The following is a 16,524-nucleotide window of genomic DNA, read 5'->3' as shown; positions in this document are numbered from 1 at the left end:
GAGATTGCGATGACCGACAAGCCCTGGCTGAAAACCTCGATCATGGCAAAGCGCGGGCTCGCCTGCGGCGAGGCCGGCAAACGTCACGAGTTGACCATCGCGGCGCAGGGCGACTTCCATTATGTCTACGGCCCCTATGCCAAGCCGGTGCTCACGATCAATCCAGGCGATGTCGTCGCGGTGGAAACCGAGGATGCCTTTGGCGGCGTCATCACCAGCGAAAAGGACAGCCCGACCGCGAAATTGCGGTTTCCGTTTCTCAATCCGCAATGCGGTCCGATCGCCGTCAACGGCATAGAGAAAGATGATTGCCTAGCCGTCCATATTCAGGCGGTTGAGACCCGGGGCGCGCAGCCCGCGGGCACCACCTGCATCATCCCGGAATTCGGCGGCCTGGTCGGGACCGCGTCCACCGCCTTGCTCAACCCGCCGCTGCCGGAGCGGGTGAGGAAGATGCATGTCGACAAGAACGGCGTTCGCTGGAACGACAAGATTACCCTGCCTTATGAGCCGTTCATCGGCACCATCGGGGTTTCACCCGAGATCGAGGCCATCTCGTCGCTGCAGCCGGACTACCACGGCGGCAACATGGATCTGCCGGACGTCGCGCCAGGCGCGATCCTGTATTTTCCCGTGCATGTCAAAGGCGGGTTGCTCTATGTCGGCGATTGCCATGCATGCCAGGGCGACGGCGAATTATCGGGCGTCGCGATTGAGCAACGCGCCACCGTCACGTTCCAGATCGACGTCATCAAGGGCTGGAGCTTTGCTTGGCCGCGGCTCGAGACGGAAAACTTTCTGATGACGATAGGCAGCGCCCGACCGCTGGAAGATGCGGCGCGCATCGCCTACCGCGAACTGGTGCGCTGGATGAGCGCCGAATACGGCTTCGACGAGATCGACGCTTACATGCTGCTGAGCCAGGCCGGACGCATCCGGCTCGGAAACATGGTCGATCCGAAATATACGATGGGCGCGTCGATTTTGAAGAAATATTTGGTCTCATGACGTATCGGCAACAACGGAGGACTGTAATGAAAGTTGATCGCAGAAGGTTTTTACGGGGTACGGCCGCTGCCGCTGCTGCCGGCGCGTTTTCTTCTCCCGCCTGGGCGGAAGATCCGATCGGCGTCGCCAGCATCCACGATCTCTCGGGCGGGCTTGACATCTACGGCAAGCCGATGGTCGATGCGCTGACGCTCGCGGTCGAGGAGGCCAATGCGGCCGGTGGCCTGCTTGGACGGCAGATCAAGCTGATCAATTACGATCCGCAGTCGAACATGCAGCTTTACACGCAGTTTGCCCAGCAGGCGGCGCTGAAGGACAAGGTCGCCGTCGTGCATGGCGGCATCACCTCGGCCTCGCGAGAAGTGATCCGGCCGGTGCTCGACCGTTTCAAGACGCTTTATTTCTACAACACGCAATATGAAGGCGGCGTCTGCGACCGCAACCAGTTCGATACCGGCGTCACGCCGGCGCAGACCGTGGAAAAGCTCGTGCCCTACGCCATGAAGAAGTGGGGCAAGAAGGTCTATGTCATTGCTGCTGACTACAACTACGGCCAGATCACCTCGCAATGGGTGAAGAAATACGTCACCGAAAATGGCGGCGAAGTGCCGTCGATCGACTTCTTCCCGCTTGACGTGACCAATTTCGGCCCGACCATTTCAAAGATCCAGGCGGCGAAGCCTGACTTCGTGTGGTCGGCGCTCGTCGGCGGCGCGCATATCTCCTTCTATCGCCAATGGGCGGCGGCCGGCATGCGCAAGAGCATTCCGATGGCATCGACCACGTTCGCCGTCGGCAACGAGCACATCGTGTTGTCGCCCGACGAGTGCAACGGCATGCTGATTTGCTACAATTACTTCCAGGACCTGAAGAATCCGGTCAACGCAGCCTTCGTTGCAGCGTTCCAGAAGCGCTTCGGCGCCGATTATCCGAATATTACGGAGCTTGCGATGGGAACCTATCAGGGGTTCCGATTGTGGGCCGAGGCGGTCAAGAAGGCCGGGAGTGTCGACCGGCTGAAGGTCATCGAGGCGATTGAAACCGGAATCAGCATCGATGCGCCCTCCGGAAAGGTCACGATCGATCCTCCGACCCATCATTGCGTACTCGACGTCCACATCGCCGAGGTCAACGACAAGAAGCTCAACGTGCTGGAGGATTTCGCGCAGCAAAAGCCGTCCGACACCGCTGCGGTGTGCAATCTCATCAAGAACCCGAACGATAACCAGCAATATGTGATCAAGATCTGAGGCCGGTTGGCCTCAAAGCTTAATTGGGAATGGTGAACGTGGATCTCGTTATTCTCCTGGCGATCCAGGTGCTTTATGCGATAGCCAGCCTGGCGCTGATCAGCGTCGGGCTGGCGATTATCTTCGGCATGATGCGGGTCATCAACCTCGCACATGGTGAGTTTCTGATGCTCGGCGGCTATGCGGCGATCGTCGCGACCAGCCGCGGCGTCAACATCTGGATTTCGATGCTGGTGGTGGCGCCCGTTGTGGTCGGCATCATCGGCGTCATCGTCGAGCGGACGATTATCCGTTTTCTGTACGGCCGCATGATCGACACGATGCTCGCGACCTGGGGCCTCAGCCTGTTTCTGGTGGGATTGACGACGGCAATCTTCGGCAACACCACGGTCGGCATCTCAGCGCCGCTTGGCAGTTTTCAGATTGGCGCCTATCGCACCAGCGGATATACGCTGTTCGTCATCGGCGTGGCGGCGGTCGTGTTGTTTGGCATCTTGGTCGTGCTGCGCGGAACACGCCTCGGCCTGATCGCCCGCGGCACCATGCAGAACGCCAATATGGCGGCGGCGCTGGGCGTCAATCCGCCGCGTGTCTATGCCGTCACGTTCGGGATCGGCGCGGCCTTGTCGGGGTTGGCCGGGGCGGTACTGGCGCCGGTCTCCGGTGTTTTTCCGACCATCGGCGTCGCCTATGTGGCCAAATCCTTCATCACCGTGATCGGAGGCGGCGCCGCCATTCTCAGTGGAACGGTTTCCGCATCCACATTGTTCGGCACCATCAATCAGCTCGCCACCTTCGCCACGACGCCGGTGTTCGGCGAGGTGGCGTTGCTGGCAGCCGCGATCGTCCTGATCCGCCTGCTGCCGCAGGGCATCACCGGCCGCTTCTTCCGGAGAGGCCTGTGACCGACCGCACCCTCAATTATCTCGGACTTGCGCTGGTCGGCATCGTCGGCGCCGCCTTCCTGGTCCTGACGCCGCGCTTTGCCGAACTCGATGTCGTTCTCGAACTCACGATTTACATGATCATGGCGATCCTGGCGCTTAGCCTCGCGCTGATCTGGGGGTATGGCGGCATTCTTTGCTTCGGCCAGGCCGCCTTCTTCGGGCTCGGCGCCTACACCTATGCGATCGCGATGTTCAATATCGGCGAGAGCACGATGCCGCTGTTGCTGGCGATTGCGCTACCGGCGGTGTTTGCCGCGCTGCTCGGATATTTCATGTTCTACGGGCGCATCAGCGACGTCTATCTCGGCGTCATTACGCTGACGGTGACGCTGATCCTGTTCAACTCGGTGAATTCCACGGCGGGCCCGGAATTCCGCATCGGCGCGGCGCGGCTCGGCGGTTTCAACGGCATTCCCGGAATCCCGCCGCTGAATATCCCCGGCAATAAGGCCTGGGTGGTCGACCTCGAAGGCATGTTCTATCTGGCGACGGGGGCGCTGCTTGCGACCTATTTCGGGTTGCGGTGGCTCTTGGCAAGCCGCTTCGGTCGCATCATCGTCGGCATCCGCGAAAACGAGCGGCGGGCTGAATTGCTGGGATACGATCCCCGGGCCTACAAGCTTGCGACCTTTACCATCGGCGGAGCGCTTGCCGGCTTCGCCGGTTGCCTGTTCGCCAACTGGGGCGCGTTCGTGAGTCCGACAATCTTCGGACTGGCGCAGTCCGCGCAGATCATCATTTGGGTGATTGTCGGCGGCCGTGGCACGCTGGTCGGCCCGATCGTCGGCTGCATCGGCATTCAGTGGCTCACGACCGCGCTGGGCGCGAACCAGCCGAGCGGTTCGGATTGGTGGACCAAGCTGCTGGCCAACGCCCCGTTCATCCTTGGAATAATCCTGATCGCGTTCGTCCTGCTGGTGCCGAAAGGGCTGGTGCCGACGCTCGGCGATTGGGGACAAGCATTGCTGCGAGCGCGCACGCGGCGTCCGGCAACGGGCCTGAAGCCGAAGCAGGCGGAGGAGGGATGATGGCAGCGCCGCTTCTGGAAACCCGCGATCTCAGCATGCATTTCGGCGGCGTCAAGGCGGTGCGCAACGTCAACTTCTCACTGGCCGAAGGCGAGTTGCGTTGCCTGATCGGCCCCAACGGCGCGGGAAAAAGCACGTTCTTCAAAATGCTCACCGGGCAGCTTGAGCCGAGCGAGGGCGAGGTGCGCTTTCGCGGTCAGGATATCTCCCATGCCCATGCCCATCAGATCGCGCGTCTCGGCATCGGCATCAAGACCCAGGTGCCGAACGTCTTCGATGGTCTATCCGTGCGCGAAAATATCTGGCTCTCGGCGAACCGGATTCATTCCGGGGCGCGCGCCGATGGCGTGGTCGACGAAATGCTTGAGCGTATCGGGCTGACGGGCGCCGCCGATCGACTGGTCGGCCAGCTCGCCCACGGCCAGCGGCAATGGGTCGAGCTCGGCATCGTGCTGTCGACCGATCCCGAATTGATCCTGCTGGACGAACCCGCTGCCGGCATGACGCATGAGGAGGTCCACAAGACTGCCGAACTCGTGCGCGAGATCAATCGCAGCAAGGCGCTCATCGTCGTCGAGCACGACATGCAGTTTATCCGCATGATCGCCAAGCAGGTAACGGTGTTCAATCAGGGCAGCGTGCTGGTGGAGGATGCGGTGGAGAATATCCTGCGCAACCCGCTGGTGCGCGACATCTATCTCGGAAAACAGGCAGCCGCATGATGCTCGATGTACGAGGCCTGCGAACGGGCTACGGCCGCATTCCGATCCTCAACGGGGTCAGCTTCACCGTCAACGAGGGCGAGTTCATCGGTATCCTCGGGCATAACGGCATGGGCAAGACGACGCTGCTCAAGGCGTTGATGGGTTTTTTGCCGGCGACCGGCGGGCGGGTTCAGTTTGCCGGCGACGACATGACTGCACTCGAACCCTATCGCCGCGCGCGGTTGGGGCTCGGCTACGTGCCGCAGGGTCGCGAAATCTTTCCGGCGCTCACGGTCAGCGACAATCTGCGCATGGGGTGCAGCAAGCAAGGCGGCGGCGAGCTCGACACGATCGCGGAGGTGCTGGAGCATTTTCCCCGCCTCAAACCGCTGCTCGAGCGTCTCGGCGGCGCGCTGTCGGGCGGTGAGCAGCAGCTGCTAGCGATGGCGCGCTGCCTCTGCGGCAAGCCGCGTCTTGTGCTTCTCGACGAGCCCACCGAGGGGATCCAGCCTTCGATTATCGACGAGATCGTCGAGACCTTGCAGCGGCTGCGCGCGAGCAGCGGGCTGACCATGATCCTGGTCGAGCAGAATCTCGACTTCATCGCCGCGCTCTCGCAGCGGATCCTCATCATTCAGAAAGGCGCCATCACCCGAGAAGTGCAGCCGGGCAATCTCGGCGATCCAAGCCTTGTCGGAGAATTCATCGGAATCACCACCTAGCCCGATCCAGCGGGCAGGTATCACAGGGAGAACAAGCCATGGCCGTCAGAAGACCCACTCTCGATCAATTGCGCAGCGTCGCCGAAGGCCTCGGCATGCGGATGGGCGACGAAGAGCTCAAATCCTACGACGCGCTGATGCAGGCAAATTACGCTGCCTATGAGGCGGTCGATGCCATGCCGGACTACATTCCGGCAGTGAAGTATCCGCGTTTGCCGGGCTATCATCCGGACGGTGAAGAGAACAAATACAACGCCTGGTACGTCAAGACGACGATCAAGGGCGCGGCCAGCGGCAAGCTCGCGGGCAAGACGATCGCGCTGAAGGACAATATCTGTCTCGCCGGCGTGCCGATGATGAACGGGGCGTCGACGCTCGAAGGCTATATTCCCAACATGGATGCGACGATCGTGACCCGCATCCTGGATGCCGGTGGCACCATCGTGGGCAAGACTCACTGCGAATATTTCTGCTTCTCCGGCGGCAGCCACACCGGCGCCAAGGGGCCGGTCCACAATCCCTACAAGATGGGGCACTCGGCCGGCGGGTCGTCCTCAGGTAGCGGCGTCGTGGTCGCAACGGGCGAGGTCGATATGGCGATCGGTGGCGACCAGGGCGGCTCGATCCGCATGCCATCGTCGTTTTGTGGCCTTTATGGAATGAAGGGAACGCATGGTCTCGTTCCCTATACCGGTATAATGCCGATCGAAATCACGCTCGACCATACCGGCCCGATGACCAGCACGGTTCGCGACAATGCGCTGCTGCTCGAAGTAATCGCCGGTGCCGATGGTCTCGATCCCCGGCAATATGCCCCGAAGACGACTGACTATACGCAGGCGATGGCGGGTGGCGTCAAAGGTCTGCGCATCGGCATCGTCAAGGAAGGTTTCGGACTGCCGAACTCCGAGCGCGACGTTGACGCCAAGGTCATGGCGGGCGCCGCGCTGTTCAGGAAACTCGGCGCCACCGTCGATGAAATCTCGGTGCCGATGCATCTGTTGGGGCCCGCCATCTGGCTGCCGATCGCCGCGGAAGGGGCGACGGAATTCATGATGAAGGGCAACGGCATGGGCACCAACTGGCGCGGGCTCTACAATGTCGGTCTTCTCGACGCCCATTCGTCCTGGCGTCACCGTGCCGACGAGTTATCCGACAGCCTCAAGATCACGATGCTGCTCGGTGAGTATTTTACCAAGCACTATCGCGGGCACTTCTATGCCAAGGCGCAGAATCTGAGCCGCAAGCTGGGGGCTGCTTACGATGAAGCGCTGGCCAAATATGATTTGCTGCTGATGCCGACGCTGCCGGTAAAGGCAACGCCAATCCCGCCGCCGGACGCGCCGCGTGAACTCTATATTCAGCGGGCGTTCGAGATGGTGCCGAATACGGCGCCGTTCGACGCAACCGGACATCCCGCGATGACCGTTCCCTGCGGCATGAGCGAGGGATTGCCGATCGGGCTGATGCTAATCGGCAAACATTTTGACGAGGCGACCATCTATCGGGCCGCCGCGGCGTTCGAAGGTGCAGGTGACTGGAAGAAGATGTGATTCAACCGCAAGCGGCCTGCCTGGTGCAGGCCGCCCGCGTCACCAATGGAGGCGATGATGGATCTCGGATTAAAGGGCAAGAGCGTGCTGGTTACCGGGGGAAGCAAGGGCATCGGCCTTGCTATCGCAGAACTTTTTGCGGCCGAAGGAGCCAACATCGCCATATGCGCACGCAATGCCGAGGAGGTTGGCAAGGTGGTGAAGGCGTTGGCGGGGAAGGGCGTCAAGTCGTGGGGCAAGGCGGTCGATGTCGCCGACCCTGCCGCGTTGAAGCAATGGGTGGAGGGCGCGGCCGGTGAACTCGGGGGCATCGACACCATCGTCTGCAATGTCAGTGCGCTTGCGGTCGGCGACACGGCCGAGACCTGGGAGAAATCGTTTCGCACCGACATGATGCATACCGTCAATTCGGTTGCGGCGGCGATGCCCTATCTGGAAAGGTCGAAATCCGCCTCGATCGTCATCGTCTCCAGCGTTTCCGGCTTCGAGGTCGATTTCGCCGCCGGTTCCTACGGCGCCTTCAAGGCGGCGCTGATCCATTACGCCAAAGGTCTCAGCAACCAGCTCATCGGCAAAGGCATTCGCGTCAATGCGGTGTCGCCGGGCAACACCTATTTCGAAGGCGGCATCTGGCAGAACATCGAAAAGGGCATGCCCGATCTGTACAAGACGGCGATGTCGTTGAACCCGACCGGACGCATGGGCACCCCGCAGGAGGTTGCCGCGGGTGCCGTCTTTCTGGCCAGCCCGGTGGCCAGTCGTATTTCCGGCACCAACCTTATTATCGACGGTGCTCTGACCAAGGCAGTTTGATGGTGGATCAGGACGATGTCTGCTGATGTGCACAAAGCGGACCTACTGGTCACGCTTGCCCATGTCCGTTCTTGGGTGAACAGCAGTCAGGGAGCGGACGACGCGCCACGCGCGCTACAAAGTACTCCGCCCTTCTTAAACTCCGGCGCCCGTTCCGTTGACCCATATAAAATGCGGCTTTATGCTGTGCATATTATATGTGCGAAATGGAGATCGATATGCCGCTTTACGGCTACGCGCGGGTGAGCACCGATGGACAGTCTCTGGCGGCTCAATTGGCCGAGCTCAAGACTGCTGGTTGCGAGAAGATATTTCAGGAAAAGATCAGTGGGGCTCGGTCTGACCGAAAGCAACTTAATCGCCTGATGTCGGTTCTTGCGAAAGGGGATGTCTTGGTCGTCACCCGTCTCGACCGGTTGGCCCGATCGACGCGCGATCTCCTGAACCTTCTGGGAACCATCGCTGAAAAGGGGGCTGGTTTCAAATCTCTCCGGGACGCCTGGGCCGATACGACCACGGCGCACGGTCGATTGATGCTGACCGTGCTAGGTGGACTGGCGGAGTTCGAGCGCGAGTTGATCCGGACGCGAACTGGCGAGGGACGCGAGCGTGCGAAGGCGAGGGGGGTTATCCTCGGTCGCAAGCCGAAGCTGACCGGCCACCAACGGCGCGAGGCAATTGCTCGCCGGGAGGCGGGAGAGGTCTTAACCGACATTGCGCGGTCGTATAATGTCAGCCACTCGACGATCAGTCGCCTGAATTGAAGCTGACACACCTGCCATTCGTCAGCTCGGATCGACGTGCTGGACCACTGACTCGACATCCGACAGGCCGGCCAGTGTGGTGGTGACCGGATCGCTGCCATAATCGCTGGCGGCCACGGTGGCGATAGCCTCGGTGCTGCTCATCTCGGCGCGCGCCTGGTGGCCGATGGCTAGCTCCCGGTCGAGCCAAGGATCTATGGCCGGATAGTCGTCAAGCATCCACCGCCCGCGCGCGGCGGATGGACCAAAGGCAATGTGCGACCGAAAAGTCGGCGAAGCTGTGCGTGGATCAGGTAAATATCGGAGGTTCTGACTTACAAGAAGGGGTCATTCACCGTGGTATACGCTCGGCAAGAGCGTATTCATGAGGTCAATCGGAGAACAGCCGAGTTCTTCCGGAGCCATCCCGGTCTCGATTAATTTTCTCGCGAGCGAGTAGAGATTGTTCTCTAGAAAGAGGGTTCGGCTAAACGCTCGCGCGCTTGCAAGACTTGGATCGACCGCGAAATTTACCTCCGTCAAGGCGTGACAAACCTGTAACGCGTAAAACTCCCAATTGTCGGGATCGCTTTTCAAAAGAACCGTCATGCGATCGGCCAGCCGTTCTAACATTTCGTAAACTAGGCTGTCAGAGCCGGTCGCGGAAATCTGGACAGAACGATAAGTGGAATTTCTGCCTGACAGCGGCGATAATTGCCGTGAACAGGAGAGACCATGAGCAGACGACCCCGGCGGAACCACTCACCGGCCTTCAAGGCGAAGGTGGCTCTGGCCGCCATCAAGGGCGATCGGACGATAGCCCAGCTGGCGGAGCATTTCGACGTTCACCCCAATCAGATTACGGCCTGGAAATCACAGCTTGAGGGCGGCGCCTCTGATATTTTCGGATCGGGGGGCGGGACGCCGGCCACGCCCGCGGTCGATGTGAAGTCGCTGCATGCCAAGATCGGGGAGCTGACGCTGGAGAACGATTTTTTAGAAGGCGCGCTCACCAAGGCGGGATTGCTGAGCGCAAAGCGATGATCGACCGTAAGCACGATCTGTCGATCACCAAGCAGGCAGAGATTTTGAAGGTCAGTCGCGGCAGCGTGTACTATCTGCCGCGTCCAGTCTCTTCAGCCGACCTCGAGATCATGCAGCGTCTCGATCGGCTGCACCTGGAGTATCCCTTCGCCGGTTCGCGTATGTTGCGAGGCCTGCTGGCTTTGCAGGGGTGCAAGATCGGCCGCCGGCATGTGAAGACGCTCATGCGGCGGATGGGGATAGAGGCGCTCTATCGCCGTCCGCGCACCACCAAGCCCGAGCCCGGCCACAAGATCTATCCGTATCTGCTGCGCGGCATCGAGATCCGGCGGCCGAACCAGGTCTGGGCCATGGACATCACGTACATTCCGATGGCGCACGGCTTCGTCTATCTCGCCGTGGTGCTGGACTGGGCGACACGTCGTGTTCTGTCGTGGCGGCTGTCGATCACGATGGAGGCGGCCTTCTGCGTCGAGACCCTGGAAGATGCCTTGGCTCGCCACGGCAAGCCGGACATCTTCAACACCGATCAGGGCTCTCAGTTCACCGGCGCGGCGTTCACCGGCCTGCTCGCCAGCAATGGCATCGCCATCAGCATGGATGGCAAAGGGGCCTGGCGGGACAATGTGTTCGTCGAACGGCTGTGGCGCAGCGTCAAATACGAGGAGGTCTATCTGCGAGCCTACGAAACCGTCGGCGAGGCGCGACATTCGATCGGCCGGTATCTCGACTTTTACAACGGCCGACGTCCTCATTCGAGTCTTGACGACATGACCCCGGATCAAGCCTACTTCGATCTTCCGCCGCTCCGCGCGGCGGCCTAACCTCGGCAGAGGCTCCACTTATCGACGCGGAATTTTTGTTCAGACAACCGGGGCCAGCTCAGTCCGTCATCAGCATCCGGCCGATCATGCGAATGGTCAGAATCAGTCAGTCGCGCTGTCGCCGTCTCCCAGGTTGATGGTGGTGTATTGGGTGTGGGGTGCGGTCGCCAAGGTATGGCCGATAACGGGACATTCACGAATGTAACTTAAAAGCGGTCGCCTTAAAAGCGGTATTCCGCCGAACTGGCCCGGTGAAACGGACTCACAAAGGGCCCCTGCGGGACGTTTTGGCTAGGAATATGCGTCGCCTTCGGGCGGAGCGCGGTCTGAGCCAAGAAGCCTTGGCCCACGAGTGCGGCATCAACCGCACCTACCTCAGCGGGGTCGAACGGTCTGAACGCAATGTCTCGATCGACAACATTGCGCGCATTGCTCGCGGGCTCAAAGTCAAAGCCTGGATCCTGCTGGATGACAGTGTAAAACCGTAAATGCGCTTATCTTGCCGTTAAGGCATTTCTCCACTGCCGCCATGAAAGGCTCAAAGCGCAAGACGAGTCTGTCTCGATCGGGGGGCCTTGGCGCGATTTGGCAAATGTATGATGCCACCCCGGAGCCGCTTCGGAGCTTCGTGCATCGGGCCGTCGTTCTGCCCGAGCAGGCGCCCATGGTTCTTAGTTGAAATGGATCAACAGGGTGCCCGATATTTTGAGAGTCAGGGCTTCGAGATGGTCTATAATGGCCCCCTCATGCCCGACCAACGGGCGCTGACGAAAGCCGGCATGGACCGGCGACCTGGGAGAAAAAAATGAATTACCTGTCGCGAATTAGGCGATCGTTCGGGCTGTTGGCCGCATGTTCCGGCGCGTTTGTCGCGCTGACTGGCCCGGCGCCTGCCGAGGACACATTCAAGCTCGGGATCGTCACCTTCCTGTCCGGCCCCGCGGCGGAGAGCTTCGGCGTGCCAGCGCGCAACGGCGGCCAATTCATCATCGACCAGCTGAACGCCGCCGCGGCGCCGGCGCCCTATCAGAATGCCGGCTTCGGCGGCATGAAGATCGAACCCGTCATCATCGATGAGAACGGCGGCGCGACCAAGCAGGTCCAGGAGCTGCGCAATCTCTATCAGCGCGACAACGTCGATGCGGTGATCGGCTATATCAGCTCGGGTGATTGCCTAGCCGTGGCGCCCATCGCGGAAGAGTTGAAAAAGCTGCTGCTGCTGTTCGATTGCGGCACGCCGCGGATCTTCGAGGAAGCCAAGTACAATTACGTGTTCCGCACAGCGGCGCATGCCACAATGGATAACGTCGCGCTCATTCGCTACATGAAGTCGCACAACATCAAGATCGACACGTTCTCGGCGATCAATCAGGATTATGCCTGGGGTCAGGACAGCCGGGCGGACTTCGTCGGCGCGGCCGGACAGCTGTATCCGAACGCCAAGCTTACTGCTGATTTGCTGCCGAAGTTCGGCTCCGGCCAGTACGGAACCGAGATCTCCGCCCTCGTCGGCGCCGGCTCGGACGTCGTCTATTCGAGCCTGTGGGGCGGCGATCTGCAGGCCTTCATCCTGCAATCGGTTCCCCGCGGACTGTCCAAGCGCAGCCAGTTGGTACTGAGCGCCGCCGACCACGTGCTGCCGCCGCTTGGCGACAAGATGCCGGACGGCGTCATCATCGGGGCGCGCGGCGCCTATGGCCTGATGTCGCAGAAGTCGCTGCTCAACGACTGGTTCTTTCAGGGCTATGAGAAGGCGAACGGCGTCTATCCGGTGCAGGCGGCCTATCGCATCACCCAGTCCATCCTTGGGTTGAAGAACGCAATCGAGCTGGCGATGGCCAAGAACGGCGGCAAGAAACCCTCGACCGAGGAAATCGCCGCGGCGATGACCGGTTCGGAGTGGCAGAGCCCGGGCGGCCTGATCCAGATGAAGAACGGCGACGGCCATCAGGCGATCCAGCCGATCGCCATCAGCCGAACCAAGTACAATGCCGAGAAGAAGCGCGTCGATTTGGTGGACATCGATTATTTTGCCGCGGAATGCGTCAACCCGCCGCCGGGCGTGAAGGCCATCGACTGGATCAAGGGCGGCATGACCGGTGCGAAGTGCCAGTAAGCCGCGTCGAGGTCCGACAGATATAATCCTCTAGGGCGGCGCGGAGATCGATCTTCGCGCCGCTGCCTTGCCCACCGACATCTCCCCGATGAATGACCGGTTCAAATCGATCGATGAACTTCGCCCTGACCATCCTTCTTGACGGCCTGATCCAGGCCTCATGGCTGTTCATCGTCGCGCTGGGGCTGACGCTGGTGTTCGGCGTGCTCAAGATCCTCAACATCGCGCACGGCAGTTTCTACGCGCTCGGCGCCTACCTGGCGGCGACGGCGGTCACCATGGTGGCGGCGCGCGGCCTGCCGCCGGCGGTCGGATTCGTCGTGATGTTGCTGGCGGTCGCGGCGATCGCCTCGGCTGTCGGCCTGCTGCTGGAACGAGGCTTGCTGAAGATGTTTTACGGGCGCGACGAGGTGGTCCTGCTGCTGGTGACCTATGCGGTGTTCCTGCTGCTCGAGGACATCACCAAGCTGATCTGGGGCGTCAACCCGATCTATGCCACGCAGCCCTATGAACTGTTCGGCAACGTCGAATTCGCCGGCCTCTATTATGTCGGCTACGACCTGGTGCTAATCCCGATCTCCGTCGCCGCCGGTCTCGCGGTCTGGTTCGGCCTCAACCGCACGGTGACAGGAAAGATCGTGTCGGCGGTCATCCACAACGAGGAAATGAGCGCCAGCATGGGCGTCCGCGTCAACCGCGTCTATGCGTCGGCGTTCGCGTTCGGCGCGCTGCTCGCCGCCATGGCGGGGGCGCTCACCGCACCCAAGATTTCGGTGCAGCCCGGATTGAGCTCCGAGGTCATCATCCTGAGCTTCGCAATCGTCGTGATCGGCGGCCTCGGCAGCGTCGAGGGCGCGGCCGTCGGCGCAATTCTGGTGGGCATGGCACGGGCGGCGTCCGTGCATCTGCTACCTCAGGCCGAGCTCTTCATGATCTATCTCATCATGGCCGCGGTGCTGATGTTCAGGCCCGAGGGCCTGTTTCGCCGAGATGTCGCGAGGCGGATCTGATGCCGCGCGGCGCCCACCCCGCCATCCTGCTCGTGCTGGTCGCGGCAGCGGTGCTGTTCGGCCGCGTAATTCCGGCCTGGACGCTGTCACTCGCCACGGTCGCGGCGTCCAATGCCCTGATTGCGCTCGGCATCGTGGTGCTGGGTCGCACCGGCAATATCTCTTTTGGCCAGGGTCTGTTTTTCGCCGCCGGCGGTTACGGCGTCGCACTCATAGCCAACACTTTCGGCGTCACCGATGCCGCGGCACAGGTCCTGATTGGCGCGGTGTGCGGCGGCCTGCTCGGCCTCGTGATCGGCCCGCTGATCGCCCGCTACACCGGCATCTTCTTCGGCATGCTGACCTTGGCGCTGTCGATGGTGCTCTACGGCGCCCTGGTCAAGAGCACGATTCTCGGCGGCTCCGACGGCTTCAACGTCGGCCGCCCGAGCCTGTTCAGCGCGGTGTTCAGCAATCCGCGCGAAGCGGATTTCATGCTCTATGCCGTCTCGGTGGTCACCACCGGGCTCGCCGGCATTTTCGCAACAATCCTGTTTCGCTCGCAGCTCGGGCTCGTGAGCCTCGCGGTGCGCGACAACAACCTGCGCGTCGAATATCTCGGCACTTCCGCCAACCGCATCGTCATCATCAATTTCATCATCGCCGCGATCTTCGCCGGTGCCAGCGGCGCGCTTAGCCTGATGGCGCAACGCCATATCGACCCGCAGTTCGCCTACTGGACCACGTCGGGCGAGTTCGTATTCGTCGCCATCCTTGCCGGCAACCAGAGTGTCGCGGCGGTGTTCGTCGCATCGCTGACCCTCGAACTGGTGCGGTCGTTCTCGAGCCTGTATCTGCCTAACACCTGGCAGCTGGTGCTCGGCAGCTTCCTGCTGGCCGTGATCCTATTCCTGCCGCGTGGGATCGGCTCGCTCTGGAGCGGTGCCCGGCGCGGACACGGGGCCAACTCGCAGGTGGCGGCGACCATCGAGAAAGGATCGGCGACATGACGCCGGTTTTGTCCGTCAAGGGTCTCGCCAAGCGCTTCGGCGCGGTGGTTGCGGCCGACAATATCAGCATCGACATTCCGGCCGGGCAAAAGATCAGCCTGATCGGTGCCAACGGCGCCGGCAAGACCACCTTTGTCAACATGGTCACGGGGTACATGAAGCCGGACGGTGGCCGGATCGAGCTCGATGGCGCACCGATCGGAACGCGCTCGCCGCGCGAAGTGGCGAGGCTCGGCATCTCGCGGTCGTTTCAAATCCCGCAATTGTTCATCGAACTGACCGCCGCCGAAAACCTGATGGTGGCGGTCTCCGGCGCCAGCGGCGCCAGGTTGTCCGCGGTGTCTCCGGCCGGCGCCAGGGGCCGCCGCGAAGACGCGATGGCGCTGCTCGACCGGTTCGGCCTCGGCGACGCCGCCGATCGGCCGGTGTCAGAACTCGCCGGCGGTGTGCGAAAGCTGGTCGATATCGCCATGGCGCTAGCGCGGCGGCCGAAACTGCTGCTGCTCGACGAGCCGACGTCCGGCGTCTCCGCGGAAGAGAAATTCGTCACCATGGATCGCGTGATCCATGCGGTCGCGGGTCTACCGACCACCATCGTCTTCGTCGAGCACGACATGGATATCGTCAACAAATATGCCGACCGGGTCGTCGCCTTCTACAATGGTCGCATCCTGGCGGACGGCGCCCCCGCTGCGGTTCTGCAGGATCCGGGCGTTCGCCGCTACGTCACGGGGGGCGCACGATGACCGCCTCCCGGCCGCTGATGGACATCGACAACATCGCCGTCGAGATTCAGTCGATGCCGGCGCTGCGCGGGTTCACCATGCAGGTGCCCGAGGGAAGGATGGTCAGCCTCGTCGGACGCAACGGCGCCGGCAAGACCACCCTGATGCGGGCGATCATGGGCCATCTCGCGCCCAGGCACGGCACAGTCCGGTTCGACGGCGCGGACCTGACAGCGCTGCCCCGCCATGCACGGGCCGGCCTCGGCATCGGCTACATGCCGGAAGATCGCGGCCTGGTGCCGCAACTCACCGTCGAGGAGAACATCTTGCTGCCGCTGTGGGTCTCCAAGACAATCCACCGCAGGCAGCGGCTCGACCTCGTCTACGACGTGATCGGGGAACTGGCGGAGATGCGCGGCCGCAAGGCGCTGCTTCTCAGCGGCGGTCAGCAGAAGCTGGTCGCTCTCGGCCGAGCGCTGGGCATCGGCACCCGATGCCTGCTGCTCGACGAGCCGTTCGAAGGCATCGCGCCAGCGCTGTCGGAACGCATCTCCGAGGTGCTCGCTACGCTGAAGGCCAAGGGCCTAACCGTCCTGATGTCGCAGTCCGACCTGAACCATTCGCGCACGCTGTTCGACGTGGAATTCGTGATCGAACGCGGCGCCAATCTGGCGGCTTGATCTGCACACTACGATGCGTGGCGACTAGCCGGATTATTCGGGCCGCACCCACCACAAACTGATATCAGGTCCGCTTTCGGACGACCGCGGACCCGCCATTCAGCTCGGCTGCAAACGACCGGTGGCGATTGGACCCAAGGCGGACATGTCGCGATCGCTTCGAAACGACGTCAGTTCCTTGCGCGACCGGAATTTGCTGTCGCCTTCGCGGGACGGGGCAGCTTAGCAAGTGCCAAATCTAAAACTGTAGTTTCCGGCTTAGAGGGGCCTTAAAAAACGGGAGGCCGGTCAACGTAGAAGATCATTCCCAACTTGCTTTTGCCGATACGCTCAATCTATTCTTGGGTACCTGGCCTCGAGCGCGTTCG

The 16,524-nt window shown here is 61.7% G+C and carries 18 protein-coding genes; 16 read left to right on the top strand and 2 right to left on the bottom strand.

All coding sequences use genetic code 11. The annotated features are described in order from the left end of the window. Positions 1–9: 9 nt before the first annotated feature. From NL528_RS24830 to NL528_RS24790, 9 genes are all read left to right on the top strand, one after another. Positions 10–1,008 carry an acetamidase/formamidase family protein gene (locus NL528_RS24830; protein ID WP_309177079.1) on the top strand — a complete coding sequence of 333 codons (999 nt, stop codon included), beginning with the start codon at positions 10–12 and terminating at the stop codon, positions 1,006–1,008. Between the two features lie 26 nt (positions 1,009–1,034). Continuing rightward, positions 1,035–2,258: an ABC transporter substrate-binding protein gene (locus NL528_RS24825; protein WP_309177078.1), complete on the top strand. Its 1,224-nt coding sequence runs from the start codon at positions 1,035–1,037 to the stop codon at positions 2,256–2,258. Between the two features lie 38 nt (positions 2,259–2,296). Continuing rightward, positions 2,297–3,163 (top strand): branched-chain amino acid ABC transporter permease, encoded by an 867-nt coding sequence (locus tag NL528_RS24820; RefSeq protein ID WP_309177077.1) that lies wholly within the window; start codon positions 2,297–2,299, stop codon positions 3,161–3,163. Continuing rightward, positions 3,160–4,233 (top strand): branched-chain amino acid ABC transporter permease, encoded by a 1,074-nt coding sequence (locus tag NL528_RS24815; RefSeq protein ID WP_309177076.1) that lies wholly within the window; start codon positions 3,160–3,162, stop codon positions 4,231–4,233. The genes NL528_RS24820 and NL528_RS24815 overlap by 4 nt, the downstream gene beginning before the upstream one ends. After that, positions 4,233–4,955, top strand: a complete 723-nt coding sequence (locus tag NL528_RS24810) for an ATP-binding cassette domain-containing protein (RefSeq protein ID WP_309177075.1) — start codon at positions 4,233–4,235, stop codon at positions 4,953–4,955. The genes NL528_RS24815 and NL528_RS24810 overlap by 1 nt, the downstream gene beginning before the upstream one ends. Then, positions 4,952–5,659 carry an ABC transporter ATP-binding protein gene (locus tag NL528_RS24805; protein ID WP_309177074.1) on the top strand — a complete coding sequence of 236 codons (708 nt, stop codon included), beginning with the start codon at positions 4,952–4,954 and terminating at the stop codon, positions 5,657–5,659. Before NL528_RS24810 ends, NL528_RS24805 begins: the two co-directional genes overlap by 4 nt. 38 nt (positions 5,660–5,697) lie before the next feature. After that, on the top strand, positions 5,698–7,212 hold the full coding sequence (locus tag NL528_RS24800; protein ID WP_309177073.1) for an amidase: 1,515 nt from the start codon (positions 5,698–5,700) through the stop codon (positions 7,210–7,212). Positions 7,213–7,269: 57 nt separating this feature from the next. Then, entirely contained in the window at positions 7,270–8,025 is a 756-nt protein-coding gene (locus NL528_RS24795; protein ID WP_309177072.1) for an SDR family oxidoreductase, read from the top strand. Between the two features lie 218 nt (positions 8,026–8,243). Further along, positions 8,244–8,789 carry a recombinase family protein gene (locus NL528_RS24790; protein WP_309177071.1) on the top strand — a complete coding sequence of 182 codons (546 nt, stop codon included), beginning with the start codon at positions 8,244–8,246 and terminating at the stop codon, positions 8,787–8,789. 21 nt (positions 8,790–8,810) lie between these two features. Here NL528_RS24790 and NL528_RS24785 read toward each other — a convergent pair whose 3' ends face one another. Together NL528_RS24785 and NL528_RS24780 are read right to left on the bottom strand one after the other, a co-directional pair. Continuing rightward, entirely contained in the window at positions 8,811–9,008 is a 198-nt protein-coding gene (locus NL528_RS24785; RefSeq protein WP_309177070.1) for a hypothetical protein, read from the bottom strand. Positions 9,009–9,116: 108 nt separating this feature from the next. Further along, positions 9,117–9,401, bottom strand: coding sequence for a hypothetical protein (locus NL528_RS24780; protein WP_309177069.1), 285 nt, complete (start codon positions 9,399–9,401; stop codon positions 9,117–9,119). A gap of 102 nt (positions 9,402–9,503) precedes the next feature. On the opposite strand from NL528_RS24780, the gene NL528_RS24775 reads away from it, so the two are divergent. The 7 genes from NL528_RS24775 to NL528_RS24745 all read left to right on the top strand — a co-directional run bounded on the left by NL528_RS24775 (position 9,504) and on the right by NL528_RS24745 (position 16,156). After that, positions 9,504–10,636, top strand: a protein-coding gene (locus tag NL528_RS24775; protein ID WP_143206051.1) for an IS3 family transposase whose coding sequence is annotated in 2 segments (ribosomal slippage) — positions 9,504–9,759 and positions 9,759–10,636 — 1,134 coding nt in all. Because the reading frame shifts where the segments join, the coding sequence is not laid out codon by codon here. A gap of 299 nt (positions 10,637–10,935) precedes the next feature. Beyond that, positions 10,936–11,124 (top strand): helix-turn-helix transcriptional regulator, encoded by a 189-nt coding sequence (locus NL528_RS24770; protein WP_309177068.1) that lies wholly within the window; start codon positions 10,936–10,938, stop codon positions 11,122–11,124. A 317-nt stretch (positions 11,125–11,441) separates the two neighbouring features. Continuing rightward, on the top strand, positions 11,442–12,752 hold the full coding sequence (locus tag NL528_RS24765; RefSeq protein ID WP_309177067.1) for an ABC transporter substrate-binding protein: 1,311 nt from the start codon (positions 11,442–11,444) through the stop codon (positions 12,750–12,752). A gap of 113 nt (positions 12,753–12,865) precedes the next feature. Continuing rightward, positions 12,866–13,762, top strand: a complete 897-nt coding sequence (locus NL528_RS24760) for a branched-chain amino acid ABC transporter permease (protein WP_309177066.1) — start codon at positions 12,866–12,868, stop codon at positions 13,760–13,762. After that, entirely contained in the window at positions 13,762–14,751 is a 990-nt protein-coding gene (locus NL528_RS24755) for a branched-chain amino acid ABC transporter permease (RefSeq protein WP_309177065.1), read from the top strand. The genes NL528_RS24760 and NL528_RS24755 overlap by 1 nt, the downstream gene beginning before the upstream one ends. Continuing rightward, positions 14,748–15,497 carry an ABC transporter ATP-binding protein gene (locus NL528_RS24750; RefSeq protein ID WP_309177064.1) on the top strand — a complete coding sequence of 250 codons (750 nt, stop codon included), beginning with the start codon at positions 14,748–14,750 and terminating at the stop codon, positions 15,495–15,497. Before NL528_RS24755 ends, NL528_RS24750 begins: the two co-directional genes overlap by 4 nt. After that, positions 15,494–16,156, top strand: a complete 663-nt coding sequence (locus NL528_RS24745; RefSeq protein WP_309177063.1) for an ATP-binding cassette domain-containing protein — start codon at positions 15,494–15,496, stop codon at positions 16,154–16,156. Before NL528_RS24750 ends, NL528_RS24745 begins: the two co-directional genes overlap by 4 nt. Positions 16,157–16,524 lie beyond the last annotated feature (368 nt).

The organism is Bradyrhizobium sp. Ash2021 (assembly GCF_031202265.1).
GTDB lineage: Bacteria > Pseudomonadota > Alphaproteobacteria > Rhizobiales > Xanthobacteraceae > Bradyrhizobium.
The sequence above is the reverse complement of the archived record's forward strand: the minus strand, read 5'-3'. Positions and strand labels throughout refer to the sequence as shown.

Bases quoted from the DNA above. Each gene is read 5' to 3' on its own strand.
- NL528_RS24785 (WP_309177070.1), bottom strand. From the start codon at position 9,008: ATGCTTGACGACTATCCGGCCATAGATCCTTGGCTCGACCGGGAGCTA.
- NL528_RS24780 (WP_309177069.1), bottom strand. From the start codon at position 9,401: ATGTTAGAACGGCTGGCCGATCGCATGACGGTTCTTTTGAAAAGCGAT.
- NL528_RS24805 (WP_309177074.1), top strand. From the start codon at position 4,952: ATGATGCTCGATGTACGAGGCCTGCGAACGGGCTACGGCCGCATTCCG.
- NL528_RS24765 (WP_309177067.1), top strand. From the start codon at position 11,442: ATGAATTACCTGTCGCGAATTAGGCGATCGTTCGGGCTGTTGGCCGCA.
- NL528_RS24770 (WP_309177068.1), top strand. From the start codon at position 10,936: ATGCGTCGCCTTCGGGCGGAGCGCGGTCTGAGCCAAGAAGCCTTGGCC.
- NL528_RS24825 (WP_309177078.1), top strand. From the start codon at position 1,035: ATGAAAGTTGATCGCAGAAGGTTTTTACGGGGTACGGCCGCTGCCGCT.
- NL528_RS24790 (WP_309177071.1), top strand. From the start codon at position 8,244: ATGCCGCTTTACGGCTACGCGCGGGTGAGCACCGATGGACAGTCTCTG.
- NL528_RS24750 (WP_309177064.1), top strand. From the start codon at position 14,748: ATGACGCCGGTTTTGTCCGTCAAGGGTCTCGCCAAGCGCTTCGGCGCG.
- NL528_RS24810 (WP_309177075.1), top strand. From the start codon at position 4,233: ATGGCAGCGCCGCTTCTGGAAACCCGCGATCTCAGCATGCATTTCGGC.
- NL528_RS24800 (WP_309177073.1), top strand. From the start codon at position 5,698: ATGGCCGTCAGAAGACCCACTCTCGATCAATTGCGCAGCGTCGCCGAA.
- NL528_RS24745 (WP_309177063.1), top strand. From the start codon at position 15,494: ATGACCGCCTCCCGGCCGCTGATGGACATCGACAACATCGCCGTCGAG.
- NL528_RS24760 (WP_309177066.1), top strand. From the start codon at position 12,866: ATGAACTTCGCCCTGACCATCCTTCTTGACGGCCTGATCCAGGCCTCA.
- NL528_RS24795 (WP_309177072.1), top strand. From the start codon at position 7,270: ATGGATCTCGGATTAAAGGGCAAGAGCGTGCTGGTTACCGGGGGAAGC.
- NL528_RS24830 (WP_309177079.1), top strand. From the start codon at position 10: ATGACCGACAAGCCCTGGCTGAAAACCTCGATCATGGCAAAGCGCGGG.
- NL528_RS24755 (WP_309177065.1), top strand. From the start codon at position 13,762: ATGCCGCGCGGCGCCCACCCCGCCATCCTGCTCGTGCTGGTCGCGGCA.